This window comes from Pseudomonas sp. Lz4W (genome assembly GCF_000346225.2).
Classification (GTDB): domain Bacteria; phylum Pseudomonadota; class Gammaproteobacteria; order Pseudomonadales; family Pseudomonadaceae; genus Aquipseudomonas; species Aquipseudomonas paraversuta.
In genome coordinates this window covers 723,521-738,902 of record NZ_CP017432.1, presented here as the reverse complement: position 1 = coordinate 738,902, position 15,382 = coordinate 723,521, and the positions used below count along the sequence as shown (strand labels likewise).

The following is a 15,382-nucleotide window of genomic DNA, read 5'->3' as shown; positions in this document are numbered from 1 at the left end:
ACAGGCAACAGCGCAAGGCAAATCAGGTCAAATCGACAAAATAGACGTCTGACCTGCAATTACCTCACACAAGAGACTTGCGGGCGAAATCTTTCAAACGCAAGCCCAGCAGCAATAACATGCCGAAATAAACCAGTACACCCGCAACCACCAACCCGCCCAAACGCATGAAGCGCTCCAGCATATGGCCCTGGTCCCAGGCCGGCATCAGTTGCATCAGCCCCAACAGAACAGCGCACATCACGGCCACGGCCAGCACCAGCTTGAACAGGTATTTGCCCCAGCCCGGCTGAGCGACAAACAACTTCTGTTTGCGTATCTGCCAAAACAGCAAGCCGGCATTGATACAGGCACCGACACTGATCGCCAGCGCCAGGCCTGCATGCTGCAACGGCACGATAAATACCAGATTGAGCAATTGCGTGATGACCAGAGTGAATACTGCGATTTTTACCGGCGTGCGTATGTTCTGCTGGGCGTAGAACCCCGGCGCCAGGACTTTGATCAAAATAATCCCGAGCAATCCGAACGAGTAGGCAATCAGGGCACGCTGGGTCATGGCCGAGTCCAGCGCAGTGAACTGGCCGTATTGAAACAGCGACACGGTCAACGGCTCTGCGAGGATGGCCAGCGCCAGAGAACACGGCAATACCAGCACAAAGCACAGGCGCAGCCCCCAATCGAGGATTCGCGAATACTCATGGCGATCCTTGTTGGCGTAGGTTTTTGACAGCGTCGGCAACAGAATCGTACCCAACGCCACACCCAGTACGCCAGACGGCAACTCCATCAAACGGTCTGCGTAATACATCCAGGACACCGATCCGGCGACCAGAAAGGAGGCAAAAATCGTGTTGATAATCAGCGAAATCTGACTGACCGAGACTCCCAGAATGGCCGGCAGCATCTGCTTCATGACCCTCCACACCCCGGTATCCCGCAGGTTGAGCCGCGGAAGCACCAGCATGCCGATTTTTTTCAGGTGCGGTAGCTGAAATAACAGCTGGGCTAAACCGCCGACCAGTACCGCCCACCCCAGGGCCATGACCGGCGGATCGAAGTATGGCGTCAGAAACAGGGCAAAAATAATCATGCTGACGTTAAGCAAAGTCGGCACGAAGGCCGGCACCGAAAACCGGTTCCAGGTGTTGAGGATCGCCCCTGCCAGCGATGACAACGAGATCAGCAATATATAAGGGAACGTAACCCGCAACATATCGGAAGTGAGCTCGAACTTTTCCGGGGTGGTGGCAAAACCCGGCGCCGTAGCCCAGATCACCCAAGGCGCGGCGATCATCCCCAAAATGGTCACGATCGCCAGCACCAATGTCAGCAGTCCGGCCACGTAAGCAACAAATGTGCGTGTCGCCTCCTCGCCTTGCTGACTTTTGTATTCGGCCAGAATCGGCACAAAGGCTTGGGAAAAAGCCCCCTCGGCGAAGATCCTGCGCAGCAGATTGGGCAATTTGAAGGCAATAAAGAACGCATCCGTGGCCATTCCGGCACCAAAGGTGCGCGCAATAATGGTGTCACGAACAAAGCCCAGAACCCTTGAAATCATTGTGATAGAGCTGACGGCCGCTAACGATTTGAGCAAATTCATTGAAAGAGTTTTTGCCTATAGAGAAAGAGCAGGCGAACAAAGCGCCCACTTATGCGATACTGCGCGCCGCAACAGCACAGAGCCAAGCTCGCGAGTTTACAGGTCAAGCGCCGGAAATAAATCTCCCGTCTCCCTCGATCCACCACTCAGCGGATCGTATCAATCGCCCTTGACAAGAGTTGTCGTCATCGGCATGATTCGCGGCCTATTTTGTTTGTTATTTCCCAAAAGTCTTTCGAGGAGCTCGACGGTGGCCAACACACCTTCCGCCAAAAAACGTGCAAAACAGGCTGAGAAGCGTCGCAGCCACAACGCCAGCCTGCGTTCCATGGTTCGTACCTACATCAAGAATGTAGTTAAGGCCATCGACGCAAAAGACGCTGCTAAAGCGCAAGCTGCTTATGTTCTGGCTGTCCCTGTTATCGACCGTATGGCCGATAAAGGCATCATCCACAAGAACAAAGCTGCTCGCCATAAGAGCCGCCTGAATGGCCACGTCAAGGCACTGAACCTTGCGACAGCCGCTTAAGCGATAAGCTTTTTAAAAAACCGACCTCCGGGTCGGTTTTTTATTGCCTGCGTTTTATGCCAGAGCGACCCGGCCTACAGGATCTGCGCGAGACTGCGATCGAGCGCACAGCGCCCGCAAGATATACGGCTGCTGCGTTCGTCAGCACCTACAGAACCACCACAGCCCCAGCATTGCGCAGGCACAAAAAAAGCCGCGAAAGGCTTTACCCCGTCGCAGCTTTTTTTATCAAGAGCCGTTACTCGTGCGGCCACGGCAAAATCGGGATCGCCGTCACCGCATTCTGCGGACTGCCTTCGATCAGGCGGTCGCTATACACCAGGTAAACCAGTGTATTGCGCTTTTTGTCGAGGAATCGCACCACCTGCATGGTCTTGAACACCAGCGATGTACGCTCCTTGAATACCTCCTCGCCATCCTTCAAGTCACCCTTGAAGCTGATAGCGCCCGTCTGACGACACGCAATGGAGGCCTCGGCACGATCCTCGGCCAGCCCCAGCCCGCCCTTCATGCCGCCGGTCTTGGCACGCGACAGATAGCAGGTAACCCCGTCAACCTTGGGATCATCGAAAGCCTCGACCACAATCCGGTCATTGGGCCCGACAAACTTGAACACCGTCGACACCGTGCCGATTTCTTCGGCAGAAGCCAGCAACGGCATCGCCAACATCAACCCCAACAAACCGCTAATCAAGCGCATGCCACACCTCAAAATCAGACCAGGATCAGATTATCGCGATGAACCAGTTCAGGTTCCGCCATATACCCCAACAAACCGACAATCGCATCTGACGACTGTCCGATTATTTTCTGCGCTTCGCCCGCACTGTAGTTGGCCAGACCACGGGCAATCTCTCGACCGTCCGCCGCCACGCACACCACCATTTCGCCGCGACGGAAGCCGCCCTGCACCGCTTTGACACCCACAGGGAGCAAGCTTTTATTACCCTGGGACAACGCAGACACAGCGCCATCATCCAGCACCAGCGTGCCACGGGTCTGCAGATGCCCGGCCAGCCACTGCTTGCGCGCAGCCAGCATGCCGCGCTCTGGAGACAGCAATGTACCCAGGCGCTCCCCAGCCTTCAGGCGATCCAGCACCCGCTCCAGACGACCGCCGACGATAATGGTGTGCGCCCCGGAACGGGCCGCCAGACGCGCCGCCCGCAACTTGGTCTGCATGCCGCCACGCCCCAGCGCACCGCCCGTACCGCCCGCCACGGCATCCAGCGCCGGATCATCGGCACGCGCCTCGTAGATCATTTTGGCATCCGGGTTGTTGCGTGGATCCGCATCAAACATGCCATCACGATCCGTCAGAATGACCAGCAGATCAGCCTCGACCAGATTGGCCACCAGCGCCGCCAGCGTATCGTTATCACCAAAGCGGATTTCATCGGTAACCACGGTGTCGTTTTCATTGATGACCGGGATCACACCCAGCTCGACCAACGCGCGCAACGTACTGCGGGCATTCAGGTAACGCTTGCGGTCAGACAGGTCATCATGGGTCAGGAGAATTTGCGCGGTGTGCCGGGAATGCTCGGCGAAGCTCGACTCCCAGGCCTGCACCAACCCCATCTGACCAATGGCCGCAGCCGCCTGCAGCTCATGCATCGCACTGGGTCGGACTGTCCAGCCGAGACGACTCATCCCGGCCGCTACCGCACCGGAAGATACCAGCACCAGCTCCACGCCTGCCTCGTGCAGGGCCACCATTTGCTCGACCCAGACGCCCATCGCCGCGCGATCCAGACCCTTGCCATCCGCTGTCAGCAATGCGCTGCCGATCTTTACGACCCAACGCCGCGCACCCGTCACCTTGCTCCGCATCATCATCCAACCTATGCCTGAGAGCAGCACGACCGAGCGCTGCCCATGGAATTATTTTGATTACCGTTTCGTAGATGCCAAAACGCCGCTCGATTGAGCGGCGCTTCAGTTTACTGCAAGGAATCAGTCGCGGACGTAAATGATTTCCGGACCATCTTCATCATCAACATCTTCTTCGTCCCAGTCATCTTCACCGATGTCGTGGACGCTCTTCACGCCGCTGCGGCGCAGGGCACGCTGATCATCCAGCGCCTGCAACTGGGCACGCGCTTCATCTTCGATGCGCTGATCAAGCTCACTCAACTCAGCCTTGTAGGCAGGGTCATTGGCCAGACGATCGGCACGATCTTCGAGATAACGCATGATGTCGTGGCAAAGCTTCTCGGTGCCAATCTTGGCAATGGCCGAGATCACATACACCGGACCGGTCCACTCAAGGCGATCCACAACTTCCTTGACCCGCGCATCGTGCTCTTCTTCAGGCAACGAATCGCACTTGTTCAGCACCAGCCAGCGATCACGCTCAGCCAGCGACGGGCTGAATTTGGTCAGCTCGTTGACGATGACTTCAGCAGTATCTGCAGCGCTGTCGGTGCCTTCAACTGGCGCCATGTCCACAAGGTGCAGCAACAAACGCGTACGGGCCAAGTGCTTGAGGAAGCGAATCCCCAGGCCGGCACCGTCGGAAGCACCTTCGATCAGACCGGGAATATCCGCGATCACGAAGCTCTTCCAGCGATCGACACTGACTACGCCCAGGTTTGGCACCAGGGTGGTGAACGGATAATCCGCCACTTTAGGCTTGGCTGCAGATACCGAACGGATAAAGGTACTTTTGCCCGCATTCGGCAAGCCCAGCAAACCGACATCAGCCAGTACTTTCAATTCCAGTTTCAGGTCGCGCTGCTCACCCGGCTTGCCCGGAGTGGTCTGGCGCGGAGCCCGGTTGGTACTGGATTTGAAACGGGTGTTACCCAGACCGTGCCAGCCGCCATGCACAACCAGCAAACGCTGGCCGGCCTTGGTCAGGTCGCCGATGATTTCCTGGGTGCCTGCGTCAATCACGGTCGTACCGACCGGAACCCGCAGAATCATGTCTTCGCCTTTACGGCCGGTGCAATCGGCGCTGCCGCCATTCGAACCGCGCTGAGCGTCAAAGTGACGCGTGTAACGGTAGTCAACCAGAGTGTTGAGGTTTTCGTCAGCGACCATATAGATCGAGCCGCCGTCACCACCATCACCACCGTTCGGACCACCGTTCTCGATGAATTTTTCGCGACGGAAACTCATGCAACCGTTACCACCGTCGCCAGCTTTTACTTTGATCGATACTTCATCAACAAACTTCATAACAAAACGCGCCTCTCGTCATCAGGACGAGCCGATAAAAACCAAGACATAAGACTCTTGCAAAAATGAGCGCAGCGACCTCAATCAACGACCGTTAAATCCAGCGCCGGCAGCCCATACAAACAGTTTTGCAAGAGACTCACCCCACAAACGAAAAAGCCCCGTCGCAAGACAGGGCTCTTCCAGCTACCAAGCTTTTACGCCGCGACGACTGCAGTCTTCGGAACGATGCTTACATAGCGACGACCGAAGGCGCCCTTAACCTGGAACTTGATCACGCCTTCCACTTTCGCGAACAGGGTGTGATCTTTACCCATACCAACGCCGTAGCCAGCGTGGAATTGAGTGCCGCGCTGACGCACGATGATGTTGCCCGGGATGATAGCCTGGCCGCCATACATCTTCACGCCAAGGCGTTTGGCTTCTGAGTCGCGACCGTTACGGGTACTACCACCAGCTTTTTTGTGTGCCATGAGTCAATTCTCCTAGTGAGGAATTAGGCTGAAATTAAGCCTGAATACCGGTGATTTTGATCTCGGTGTACCACTGGCGGTGGCCCATACGCTTCATGTGGTGCTTACGACGACGGAACTTGATGATGCGGATCTTGTCGTGACGACCTTGGGAAATCACTTCAGCAACAACAGTGGCGCCAGGAACAACTGGAGCGCCGATGTTAACGTCGTCGCCATTGGCGACCAACAGAACGCGATCAAAAGTTACGGATTCGCCAGTGGCGATTTCCAGTTTCTCGATCTTCAGGTATTCACCTGGTGCTACTTTGTATTGCTTGCCACCAGTAACGATTACTGCGTACGACATGGTATTTCTCCGATAATCCTGCTCACCCAGCTCTTTATAGGTAAAGGTATTGGCTGGCATGGCTGCATGGGGCTGGAACGGCCCAAGTGCAATTGCGTAAGGCAGGTGCTGCCCAGGAAGTTCAGGGTGCGCGATTGTACGCAAGCCACGTCAGGGTTGCAAGGGGCCGCCCATCACGCCTTGACAGGCCCAGCCCCCCGACCTAGCATGCCGCGCAACCCTTCTGGAGCAACTGTCGCTGATGCAACCCCAAGCTTTCTACCGCGCGGTGGCGGACGATTTTAGCGCCGTCGACGACATCATCAAGAAGCAGCTGACTTCACGCGTCCCGCTGGTCTCAAAAATCGGCGACTACATCACTTCGGCCGGCGGCAAACGCCTTCGTCCTTTATTAGTGTTGTTGTGCGGCAAGGCCCTGGGCCGCGAAGGCGACGACTTGCGCTTGCTGGCCGCGACCATTGAGTTCCTGCACACCGCGACCCTGCTCCACGACGATGTTGTGGACATGTCCGGCATGCGCCGCGGCCGCAAGACCGCCAATGCAACCTGGGGCAATGCCCCAAGCGTACTGGTCGGCGACTTCCTGTACTCGCGCTCCTTCGAAATGATGGTCGAGCTGGGCTCGATGCCAGTGATGAAAATCCTGTCGCAAGCCACCCGCATCATTGCCGAAGGCGAAGTACTGCAACTGTCCAAAGTGCGCGACGCCAGCACCACCGAAGAAACCTACATGGAAGTGATTCGCGGCAAAACCGCGATGCTGTTCGAGGCCTCGACCCACAGCGCTGCGGCCCTGGCCGGTGCCACACCTGAACAGAGCGAAGCATTGCGTACCTTTGGCGATCACCTGGGTGTGGCGTTCCAGCTGGTAGACGACTTGCTCGACTACCGTGGCGATGCCGAAACCCTGGGCAAAAACGTGGGCGACGATCTGGCAGAGGGCAAACCGACCTTGCCGCTGATCTACACCATGCGCGAAGGCACGGCCGAACAGGCCGCTCTGGTTCGTAAAGCGATTCAAAAAGGTGGCATTGAAGACCTGGAGAGCATTCGCGTTGCCGTGGAGGAGTCCGGTTCACTGGAATACACCGCACAACTGGCGCGTGATTATGTAGCCCGTGCAATTGCCTGCCTTGAAAGCCTGCCGCCCAGCGAATACCGCGACGCACTGGTTGAGCTGAGCGAGTTCGCGGTCGCCCGCACGCACTAAACCTTGTGGGAGCTGGTTTGCCAGCGATGCATACACCTCGATCCATCAGTGATGGCAAGGTGATGCAATCGCTGGCAAGCCCGCTCCCACAGGTTCGTCACATCCCTAACCACCGCGCACCAACAAAACCCTATATAATGCGTGCCTTTTAGCCATCCGGACTCTTAAGGAGCTTTAGTGAGCACGTTGCCACCCTGCCCAAAATGCAATTCCGAATACACCTACGAAGACGGCGTCCAGCTGATCTGCCCGGAATGCGCCCATGAGTGGTCCGCCAGCGGCGACGCCGAAGAAGCCAGCGATGTAAAAGTCTACAAAGACTCCGCAGGCACTGTCCTGACCGACGGCGACACCATCACCGTGATCAAGGACCTGAAAATCAAGGGTACTTCCCTGGTGGTCAAGGTCGGCACCAAGGTCAAAAACATCCGCCTGTGCGATGGCGACCATGATATCGACTGCAAAATCGACGGTATCGGCCCAATGAAACTCAAGTCAGAGTTCGTGCGCAAGGTCTGATCCTGCTGTATTCCTTCCTGCGTTCCGCGCAGGAAGGTGCCACTCCCCTCGCAAAACTTCCGCGCAACATCAAAAAGCCATCAACTTTGACCCGCAGCAGCTTTTACCCACAAAGAAAACAAATCCGCCAATAGGCACTTGCTATTAATTGAATAAGAATTATTCTCATTGGTATTCATCAAGGAGATGACGACCATGACTTATTTAATTGATGCCTGGCTGGACCGTCCACATCCCTATCTGCGAATCCTGCATCGGGAAACCGGGGAAGTCTGTGCGGTGCTGGAAGAAGAAGCGCTCAACGAGCTACAGGATCAGGGCGACCTGGATTTCAACGGACTCAACTCAAGTGAACCGGTGGTGCTCAAAGAACTGGTGCGAAATCTGTTTCTGTTTTGCTATGCCCGGGCATTGCGCCCGATCGGCACGACCGATGCTCACGAGCATCACGCCAAACTGGAAATATGAAGCGCCTTGTGTGACCGCAGGCTTGCGTGCAAACCCGCGGTCACCGTTAAAGCACCGAAGTCTTACAGAACTTCCAGCAGCTCAACGTCGAATACCAGCACGCTGTGCGGAGCGATGCTGCCAACGCCCTGGGCGCCGTAGGCCAATTCGCTCGGCACGTAGATGCGCCATTTGCTGCCGGCGTTCATCAGTTGCAGGGCTTCGGTCCAGCCAGCAATTACGCCGCCGACCGGGAATTCGGCTGGCTGACCACGATCGTAGGAGCTGTCGAACACAGTGCCGTCAATCAGGGTGCCGTGGTAGTGAACACGTACAGTGTCTTCACGGGATGGCTTGGCGCCTTCACCTGCAGTCACAACTTCAAATTGCAGACCCGAAGCCAGGGTGGTGATCCCGTCCTTCTTGGCGTTTTCAGCCAGGAAAGCCTTGCCTTCGCCCGCTGCAGCTTCTGCCTTGGCAGCCGCTTCAGCTTGCATCAGCTCGCGGATAACTTTAAAGCTGGCGCTCAGTTCTTCCTGACCTACACGGCTTTCTTTACCGGCGAAAGCATCGGTCAGGCCAGCCAGGATTGCGTCCAGGCTAACGCCCGGTGGCGGGTTGTCGCGCAGTTGGTCACCCAGCTGACGGCCAATGCCGTAGCTAACGCGGGTTTCGTCGGTCGACAGATTTACTTCGGACATAACACTGCTCCGCTGTAGGGCGATTCAGAAAAAACCAGCTGCAAAAACAGCCGTTCCTCAACCGCCCAGAACCAAAAAAGGGCGAGCAGACTACCACAGCCCCCAAAGCCTTCGCAGCCCGCCTTCATGTAACGCGCGCCACGACACCAATCAATGCTTGGTCAGCTTGTCGAGATAGCCCATGGCAAACGCCGACACCACGAAAGTCATATGAATGATCACGTACCACATCAGATACTGCGGCTCGATGTTGCGTGCATCCATAAACACCCGCAGCAGGTGGATCGAGGAGATGGCCACGATCGACGCTGCGACTTTCATCTTCAGCGAAGTCGAGTCCATGGTACCCAGCCAGCTAAGCTTCTCCTTGTGGTCATCGATGTCCAGCTGGGAGACGAAGTTCTCGTAGCCCGAAATCATCACCATTACCAGCAACCCTCCCACCAGGGCCATGTCGATCAACGACAGGATGACCAGGATCAAGTCCGACTCAGATAGCGCGAACACGTTGGGAATTACATGAAACACTTCCTGGAAGAATTTCAACGCCAGGGCCAGCAAGCCCAGCGAGAGCCCGAAGTAAATCGGCGCCAGAATCCAGCGCGAGGCGTACATTGCGTTTTCGATAAAGCGTTCCATTGAAACTCACAGGAAGTAAAAAAATGGGCGCGAGTATATCAGTGACAAATCGTCAGAGATAAAGCCCTTGAAACAGCCTGTTAAATAAATTATCTGCTAGTGTCGACCTCCTCAGCACCGCTTTCGGACAGGAAAACTGAACAATGGATCTGCGATTTCCCTTGGGTTGTCTCGGGCTTTCAATTGCTTTGCTCATCACGGGTGGCTGCTCGCCTGACGACAAACACCAGCAGGCCAGCCTGGAAGAGCGCAGCGCCGCATTCGAAAAGAGCCTCGATACCATTCAGGACCAACAACTCAAGGATGCGGTAGCCGATCTGGGTGGCTCGTTGCTGTTGCTCGAACGGGCCCGGGTCAAGCTCGAGGAGAAACCGATTGAAACCGAATATGGCGATGACGACCTGGCGCTGCTCAAGCACTACCCCAGCAGCCAGGCCCTGAGCGACACCTACATCAATGGTCTGTTTGTGGTGCGTAAAAACTCCAGCTCCGATTATCTGACCGACCTTGAGCCCGTGTTCCCGTTCCCGGCAAACAGCGATTCCGAGTTTCCGTTCCCCCATGCACTTGAATGGCAATCCGTAACCCTGAGCAACAAGCAAGAGGTGCCCTTCCAGACCGAGTGGTCTGAAATCGATCCCGGCATCCAGCTCAGCCCTTCCAGCGCCAATCTGAGCAACCCGGACGATCTCACGGTCACCTACCCCTATATCGACGGGATTGAAACTGAAAACATTCAGCAACCTCAGCCCCTGATGCTGCACGGCAAGGTCGAGGTGATCGCGCCCGGCAAAGTGGTCCACTTCAACCTGAGCAGCAATGATGTGGGCAAAACCAGCACCGAGGGCACGATCAGTGTGACCCTGCTGGCATTGGGCAAAAACTTCGCCGAAGTCGATATCAACAACAGCGCCGAGCTGGCCGAAGAGGTACGCGATACACCGCTCAATCCGCTGATCATCCAGGCCCGCGACCACAGCGGGCAGTTCCTGTCGCGCTCAGGCTCGATCAATGAGAACGCCGAGCAACTGGCGTTCTATCAGCAGCAACTGGCGCAGATGCTCAAGCAAACCGCGTGGAGCGAAGCATTCGGACAACAGCTGGATAACGAACAGCAGGACTTTGACCAGAAACACACCCATCACTACAGCAAGGTGTATTTCAACGGAAATATCGAAAACCTCGACATCAGCGTGCTCGACTTCTCCACGGCCAATATCACCCGCAAAAACCTCGACCTGCCTGTGCGCCGGCTCGACAAGACGGTAGTGGGCAAAGACATTCAACCCCTGCCGCTGTCGGTGGTGGTGTATGACGATCAGGCCGTCAACTACCTCAAGGACGCGAGCCTTGAGCCTGAGCAACTGATAAAAAGCGTCGTCATCAGCCAGACCGTAGATGACGCCAGCGCCGCCACCCTTGAGTTCAGTCACCCGCAAACCTTCAATGACGAGCTGCTGGGCGCGTTGCCCGACACGGCTGACGCACCTGTCACCTTCTTCGCCGAAGACGACAACGGCAAGCGCAGCGAGCCTCTGGAGCTGCCCATCGAAGCCTTCGATGTTGACCCGCATACCGGGGTCATCACCTATGACCTCAATCTGTTCCCCGAAACTCCGGCTTACGCGATTGGCTCGATGCCCATGTTTATCGCCGCCATCGACAAACAGCCCCTGAACACGGCTCAACTGCCCAAAGGCCTCGAACTCAAAGGCAACGCACTGGTTGTTGATCAGAAACTGTTCCCGTCCGAGGCCTGGCGCTTTTACGCCAAAGACGACACCGGCAACTACCTCAAGGAAGTGCTCGCCGTAAGCCATAGCGCCGAACCCAATGGCCCGGCACTGTTTGACGTGCATTATTTCTATGGACAGCCCACCCAGCTCGAAAGCTATGCCCGCAAAGACCTGCTGCCTGTCGAGTACGGATTTGAAGTCAAGCTCGACAAAGTCCCCGAAGTCACCCCGCCCCGCTGATTCAGCGGCCTAGCGGGAGGCGTGACAGCGTCCACCGTTGATCTGGCGCAACTGGGCCTGCACGTGCAGGCACCAGATCTGCGGGTCATCGGCAAGCCGATAGCCATGCAGCGTCAGGCTTTCAACGATTGATTCCAGAATGGTTTCGGCCACGAAAGGACCGGGGAACGGACCCTGGGCTTTGATCGTAGTCGGCTGCTCGCCTGCCAGACCGGCAGCAAACAACAGCGTCCACATCCCGGTATTGCCTGCCAGCGGACGAATGCTGCATTCAATACGGGTGACCAGACCCAGGCATTGGCGGGTAAGACAAAGGTTGCGCGACATGGCGGCGACCCTCGGTAAATTCTGTCATCAGCCACGCACTACGGGCTGCATCATTCCATTGACGACAGTGGAAGTCCTGCATTGAGAATAGAGGAAGAATCTGACAGCAGAGGCTGCCATGACAAACGGATGCCCTGGCCGCTGCAGGAACGAGCTTGTGCAAGCCGTGAAAGGCTCGCGAGCAAGCTCGCGTCTACAGTTGACCCAGCGTCAGGCCGGCTTTTTAGCCGCCAGCGCCTCGGCAAGTAGTTCCTTTTCGGCTTCCTTGAGGTCCTCGTCGTTGATCATCTCGGCAATCGCCCGCAATCTTTCAACCACCCGGGCATTTACGCTGCCTTCCGGAAACTGACCTTCGGCATCCGGTTCACCGGCCGGCTCGCCGACCAACAGGCTCAACGCCTCATCCGCCTGGCGTACCGCGTAAACGTGGAACTTGCCATCACGTACCGCCTGCAACACCTTTTCATCCAGCATCAAGGTCGCCACGTTGGCTTGCGGGATGATAGCGCCCTGCTCGCCCGTCAGACCACGCGCCTCGCACAGACGGAAGAAGCCTTCGATCTTCTCGTTGACCCCGCCCACCGCCTGCACTTCGCCAAACTGGTTGATCGAACCGGTGATCGCAAAGCACTGCTTGAGGGCTGTTTTGGACAGCGCCGAAATCAACGTACAGGCCTCACCCAGCGAGGCACTGTCACCATCGACGTAACCGTAGGACTGCTCCAGCGCGATACTGGCCGAGATCGCCAGCGGGAACTCCTGGGCATAACGGCTGCCCAGATAACCGGTCAGAATCATCACACCCTTGGAGTGAATCGGCTGCCCGAGGTTAACCTCGCGCTCGATGTCGACAATGCCGCTGCCCCCCGGGTACACCGTGGCGGAAATCCGCGCAGGCACACCGAAGGCCGAGTCCCCCACTTCAAGTACCGTCAGGCCGTTGCACTTGCCGACCGCCGCACCATCGGTGTCGATCAGAATGATCCCGGCCAGCATGTCGTCAAGAATCCGCGCCGAAACCCGGCCGGTACGGGTGGCCTTGGCTTTGAGCGCCCGCTCGATGTGTCCGGCATCCGTCATCTCGTCGTTGGCCAGATGGCGAATGAAGTCTGCCTCGCTGACCAGCTGGAACAGATCACCGATACGCGCCGACAAACGCCCCTGATGCTCGGCAAGACGTGCGCTGTAGGTCGCCAGACGCGCAACGGCATCAGCGGTCAACGGCGCCATGCCCTCTTCCGAGGTGCGAGTGGTGAGCAACTGGGCGAACTGCTCCAGGCTCTCGTCGACCATCGGGATGTCTTCATCGAAGTCCACCAGCACCCGGAACATCTCCTGGAAGTCCGGATCCAGATCCTGCAGCGTGTAGTACAACTGGCGGGCACCGATGATGATGACCTTGACCTGCAACGGAATCACTTGCGGGTTGAGGGTGATGGTGGCCAGGCGGCCCATCTCGCCCAGCGGCGACTCCATCTTCAGCTTGCGCGACTGCAGGGCACGCTTGAGAGCATCCCAGACAAAGGGTTCGCTGAGCATTTTCTCGGCTTCAAGAATCAGAAAGCCGCCATTGGCCCGGTGCAGTGCCCCGGGACGCAGCTGCCGATACGTGGTGTACAGCGCCCCCTGGTCAGTGCTGTATTCGATGCGGCCAAACAGGTTGTCGTAGGTCGGGTGCGGCTCAAACACCACCGGTGCGCCGCCGCTCATGGGCTGGCCCACCACCAGGCTCGGCAGGTACTGCTCTTCGAGCAACTTGCGGGCCTGGGCATCGGTTTTGCTGTCGTCGACCAGTTGCTCGACCACAGTCTTCAGCAGGTACACCTGCATGGCCTGCATATAACCGCAGACCGCACCATTTTCGGCGTACTTTTGCGACAACGGCGCCAGCAAAGGTTGCAGCGCCAGGGTGATGGTTTCTTCGTTCAGGTGGCGTAGCTGATTGTTCGATTCACGCTTCCACTGCGGCAGACTCGCAAGCTCTTCGTTCAGCCGCTCCTCAAGCCCGGAAATATCCTCGTGGAACCGCTCACGCTCTTCGTCGGGCAATTGCGAAAACTCGGCCTCGTCCAGCGCCTTGCCCTCGCTCATCGGGGTAAAGGCCACGTTGCTGCTGTCGCGATACAGCGCCACGCCTTTTTCCAGCGCCAGACGCTCGATCACATCCAGGGCACGGTCGTAACGTTGATTGAAACCGCGATCGATGGCGCTCTTGCGTTGCTGGTAAGTCGGGTGTTCAAACACCGCCGGAAAGGTCGCCAGCAGGTTGTCGATCAAACCATTGATGTCGCTGATGAACGCACCGGCGGTGCTCGCAGGCAGCTCCAGTGCGCGCGGCTCGCGCGGCTCGTCGAAATTATTGACATAGACCCAGTCGCTGGGTGACTTCAGGCGTTTGCCCTCGGCCTTGAGGTAGCGTTTGACGAACGAAAAGCGTCCGGTACCCGGCTCGCCCATGACAAATACGTTGTAACCCGGACGTGGCATGGCCACGCCAAATTGCAGGGCTTCGACCGCTCGCTCCTGGCCGAGAATGCCGCGAAAAGGCTCCAGATCATTGGTGTTGGAGAAGCTGAACTGTTCAGCGGAGAACGGACGGGTTAGCGCGTCAGGCGCTAGACGCAAGCTGGCAGCTACAGGATCAGGCATCGGGCTTCCTTACATCGGGCGGGGCAGATGAACGCATTCTGGCGCTGGCTGTATCCCACTGGCAAGGCGCATAGCACTTGAAAAATCAGGGCCCGGTATTTACAGGCTGAAAATGTGCCCGATCGAAGATTGTTTTACAAAATTTCACGGAACCGTCCGATCGTGCCTAGACTCCTACTTGTTACGCGGCTGGATTAATAACCGGCCCGTTCTGGCGCTTCTGGGCCAGACACCCTTGTCCATTGGTTGCACACTCATAGAGAACAAAGCTTATGAAACGGATTCTTCTTGGTACTCTCTTTACTGTTGTTTCCCTCAATGCCATGGCGCAAGCACCGGGTGGCCCGAACTGCGGTTGGGGCAACATGTTGTTTGAAGGTCAGCGCGGCACACCGGCTCACTTCCTCGCATCAACCACCAACGGCACCTCCGGTAACGCTACCTTCGGTATGACTTCCGGGACCAACGGCTGTACGACCAAGGATGCCCTGACTTACGGCGGCAAATCGTGGATTGCCATGAACGGCATGATGAACGAACTGTCCGAAGACATGGCCAAAGGCAATGGCGAAGCACTGACCACCTATGCGGTGGTACTGGGTGTGGCCCCTGAAGACCGCGATCATTTCGCAGCTGTCACCCACGAGCACTTCCAGCAAATCTTCAGCAAAGCCGACGTAACCGCTGACGATGTACACACCAACACTCTGGCCATCCTCAAAGGCGACGCACGCCTGGCGAAATACGCAACTGCTGCGTAACAAATGAGCACCGCCC

Annotated in this window: 16 protein-coding genes; 6 read left to right on the top strand and 10 right to left on the bottom strand. The window is 57.1% G+C overall.

The features are described 5' to 3' along the window. Positions 1-64: 64 nt before the first annotated feature. Positions 65-1,603, bottom strand: a complete 1,539-nt coding sequence (murJ, locus tag B195_RS03555) for a murein biosynthesis integral membrane protein MurJ (protein WP_003443899.1) — start codon at positions 1,601-1,603, stop codon at positions 65-67. A 250-nt stretch (positions 1,604-1,853) separates the two neighbouring features. Between murJ and rpsT the strand changes: the two genes are divergently transcribed. Continuing rightward, a complete protein-coding gene (gene rpsT, locus B195_RS03550; protein ID WP_003443902.1) occupies positions 1,854-2,132 on the top strand; it encodes a 30S ribosomal protein S20 in 279 nt (92 codons plus the stop codon). Positions 2,133-2,370: 238 nt separating this feature from the next. On the opposite strand, the gene B195_RS03545 is transcribed toward rpsT, so the two are convergent. From B195_RS03545 to rplU, 5 genes are all read right to left on the bottom strand, one after another. Beyond that, positions 2,371-2,832 carry a CreA family protein gene (locus B195_RS03545; protein ID WP_003443905.1) on the bottom strand — a complete coding sequence of 154 codons (462 nt, stop codon included), beginning with the start codon at positions 2,830-2,832 and terminating at the stop codon, positions 2,371-2,373. A gap of 14 nt (positions 2,833-2,846) precedes the next feature. After that, complete coding sequence (gene proB, locus B195_RS03540) at positions 2,847-3,965, bottom strand: glutamate 5-kinase (RefSeq protein WP_003443907.1); 1,119 nt, start codon at positions 3,963-3,965, stop codon at positions 2,847-2,849. 123 nt (positions 3,966-4,088) lie between these two features. Then, on the bottom strand, positions 4,089-5,315 hold the full coding sequence (gene cgtA / locus B195_RS03535) for an Obg family GTPase CgtA (RefSeq protein WP_003443910.1): 1,227 nt from the start codon (positions 5,313-5,315) through the stop codon (positions 4,089-4,091). 197 nt (positions 5,316-5,512) lie between these two features. Then, entirely contained in the window at positions 5,513-5,788 is a 276-nt protein-coding gene (gene rpmA, locus B195_RS03530; RefSeq protein ID WP_003443913.1) for a 50S ribosomal protein L27, read from the bottom strand. A 34-nt stretch (positions 5,789-5,822) separates the two neighbouring features. Further along, a complete protein-coding gene (rplU, locus tag B195_RS03525) occupies positions 5,823-6,137 on the bottom strand; it encodes a 50S ribosomal protein L21 (RefSeq protein ID WP_003443915.1) in 315 nt (104 codons plus the stop codon). A gap of 241 nt (positions 6,138-6,378) precedes the next feature. Here rplU and B195_RS03520 point away from each other — a divergent pair, with 241 nt between their 5' ends. From B195_RS03520 to B195_RS03510, 3 genes are all read left to right on the top strand, one after another. Beyond that, a complete protein-coding gene (locus tag B195_RS03520; RefSeq protein ID WP_003443918.1) occupies positions 6,379-7,347 on the top strand; it encodes a polyprenyl synthetase family protein in 969 nt (322 codons plus the stop codon). 177 nt (positions 7,348-7,524) lie between these two features. Continuing rightward, complete coding sequence (locus B195_RS03515) at positions 7,525-7,866, top strand: zinc ribbon domain-containing protein YjdM (RefSeq protein ID WP_003443921.1); 342 nt, start codon at positions 7,525-7,527, stop codon at positions 7,864-7,866. A 195-nt stretch (positions 7,867-8,061) separates the two neighbouring features. Then, on the top strand, positions 8,062-8,334 hold the full coding sequence (locus B195_RS03510) for a hypothetical protein (protein WP_003443924.1): 273 nt from the start codon (positions 8,062-8,064) through the stop codon (positions 8,332-8,334). A gap of 62 nt (positions 8,335-8,396) precedes the next feature. On the opposite strand, the gene B195_RS03505 is transcribed toward B195_RS03510, so the two are convergent. Together B195_RS03505 and B195_RS03500 are read right to left on the bottom strand one after the other, a co-directional pair. Beyond that, positions 8,397-9,014, bottom strand: coding sequence for an FKBP-type peptidyl-prolyl cis-trans isomerase (locus B195_RS03505; RefSeq protein ID WP_003443927.1), 618 nt, complete (start codon positions 9,012-9,014; stop codon positions 8,397-8,399). A 150-nt stretch (positions 9,015-9,164) separates the two neighbouring features. Next, entirely contained in the window at positions 9,165-9,653 is a 489-nt protein-coding gene (locus B195_RS03500; RefSeq protein ID WP_003443930.1) for a TIGR00645 family protein, read from the bottom strand. Positions 9,654-9,796: 143 nt separating this feature from the next. Here B195_RS03500 and B195_RS03495 point away from each other — a divergent pair, with 143 nt between their 5' ends. Further along, entirely contained in the window at positions 9,797-11,629 is a 1,833-nt protein-coding gene (locus tag B195_RS03495) for a hypothetical protein (protein WP_003443933.1), read from the top strand. A gap of 9 nt (positions 11,630-11,638) precedes the next feature. Here B195_RS03495 and B195_RS03490 read toward each other — a convergent pair whose 3' ends face one another. Then, positions 11,639-11,956, bottom strand: coding sequence for a hypothetical protein (locus tag B195_RS03490; RefSeq protein WP_003443937.1), 318 nt, complete (start codon positions 11,954-11,956; stop codon positions 11,639-11,641). 210 nt (positions 11,957-12,166) lie between these two features. Further along, positions 12,167-14,605 (bottom strand): Lon protease family protein, encoded by a 2,439-nt coding sequence (locus tag B195_RS03485; RefSeq protein WP_003443940.1) that lies wholly within the window; start codon positions 14,603-14,605, stop codon positions 12,167-12,169. Between the two features lie 272 nt (positions 14,606-14,877). Between B195_RS03485 and B195_RS03480 the strand changes: the two genes are divergently transcribed. Next, entirely contained in the window at positions 14,878-15,366 is a 489-nt protein-coding gene (locus B195_RS03480; RefSeq protein WP_003443943.1) for a DUF3015 domain-containing protein, read from the top strand. The last annotated feature ends 16 nt before the right edge of the window (positions 15,367-15,382 follow it).

Coding starts and splice junctions, on each gene's coding strand:
- B195_RS03500 (WP_003443930.1), bottom strand. CDS start 9,653: ATGGAACGCTTTATCGAAAACGCAATGTACGCCTCGCGCTGGATTCTG.
- cgtA (WP_003443910.1), bottom strand. CDS start 5,315: ATGAAGTTTGTTGATGAAGTATCGATCAAAGTAAAAGCTGGCGACGGT.
- proB (WP_003443907.1), bottom strand. CDS start 3,965: ATGCGGAGCAAGGTGACGGGTGCGCGGCGTTGGGTCGTAAAGATCGGC.
- rplU (WP_003443915.1), bottom strand. CDS start 6,137: ATGTCGTACGCAGTAATCGTTACTGGTGGCAAGCAATACAAAGTAGCA.
- B195_RS03520 (WP_003443918.1), top strand. CDS start 6,379: ATGCAACCCCAAGCTTTCTACCGCGCGGTGGCGGACGATTTTAGCGCC.
- B195_RS03480 (WP_003443943.1), top strand. CDS start 14,878: ATGAAACGGATTCTTCTTGGTACTCTCTTTACTGTTGTTTCCCTCAAT.
- B195_RS03505 (WP_003443927.1), bottom strand. CDS start 9,014: ATGTCCGAAGTAAATCTGTCGACCGACGAAACCCGCGTTAGCTACGGC.
- B195_RS03495 (WP_003443933.1), top strand. CDS start 9,797: ATGGATCTGCGATTTCCCTTGGGTTGTCTCGGGCTTTCAATTGCTTTG.
- murJ (WP_003443899.1), bottom strand. CDS start 1,603: ATGAATTTGCTCAAATCGTTAGCGGCCGTCAGCTCTATCACAATGATT.
- rpmA (WP_003443913.1), bottom strand. CDS start 5,788: ATGGCACACAAAAAAGCTGGTGGTAGTACCCGTAACGGTCGCGACTCA.
- B195_RS03490 (WP_003443937.1), bottom strand. CDS start 11,956: ATGTCGCGCAACCTTTGTCTTACCCGCCAATGCCTGGGTCTGGTCACC.
- B195_RS03485 (WP_003443940.1), bottom strand. CDS start 14,605: ATGCCTGATCCTGTAGCTGCCAGCTTGCGTCTAGCGCCTGACGCGCTA.
- B195_RS03510 (WP_003443924.1), top strand. CDS start 8,062: ATGACTTATTTAATTGATGCCTGGCTGGACCGTCCACATCCCTATCTG.
- B195_RS03545 (WP_003443905.1), bottom strand. CDS start 2,832: ATGCGCTTGATTAGCGGTTTGTTGGGGTTGATGTTGGCGATGCCGTTG.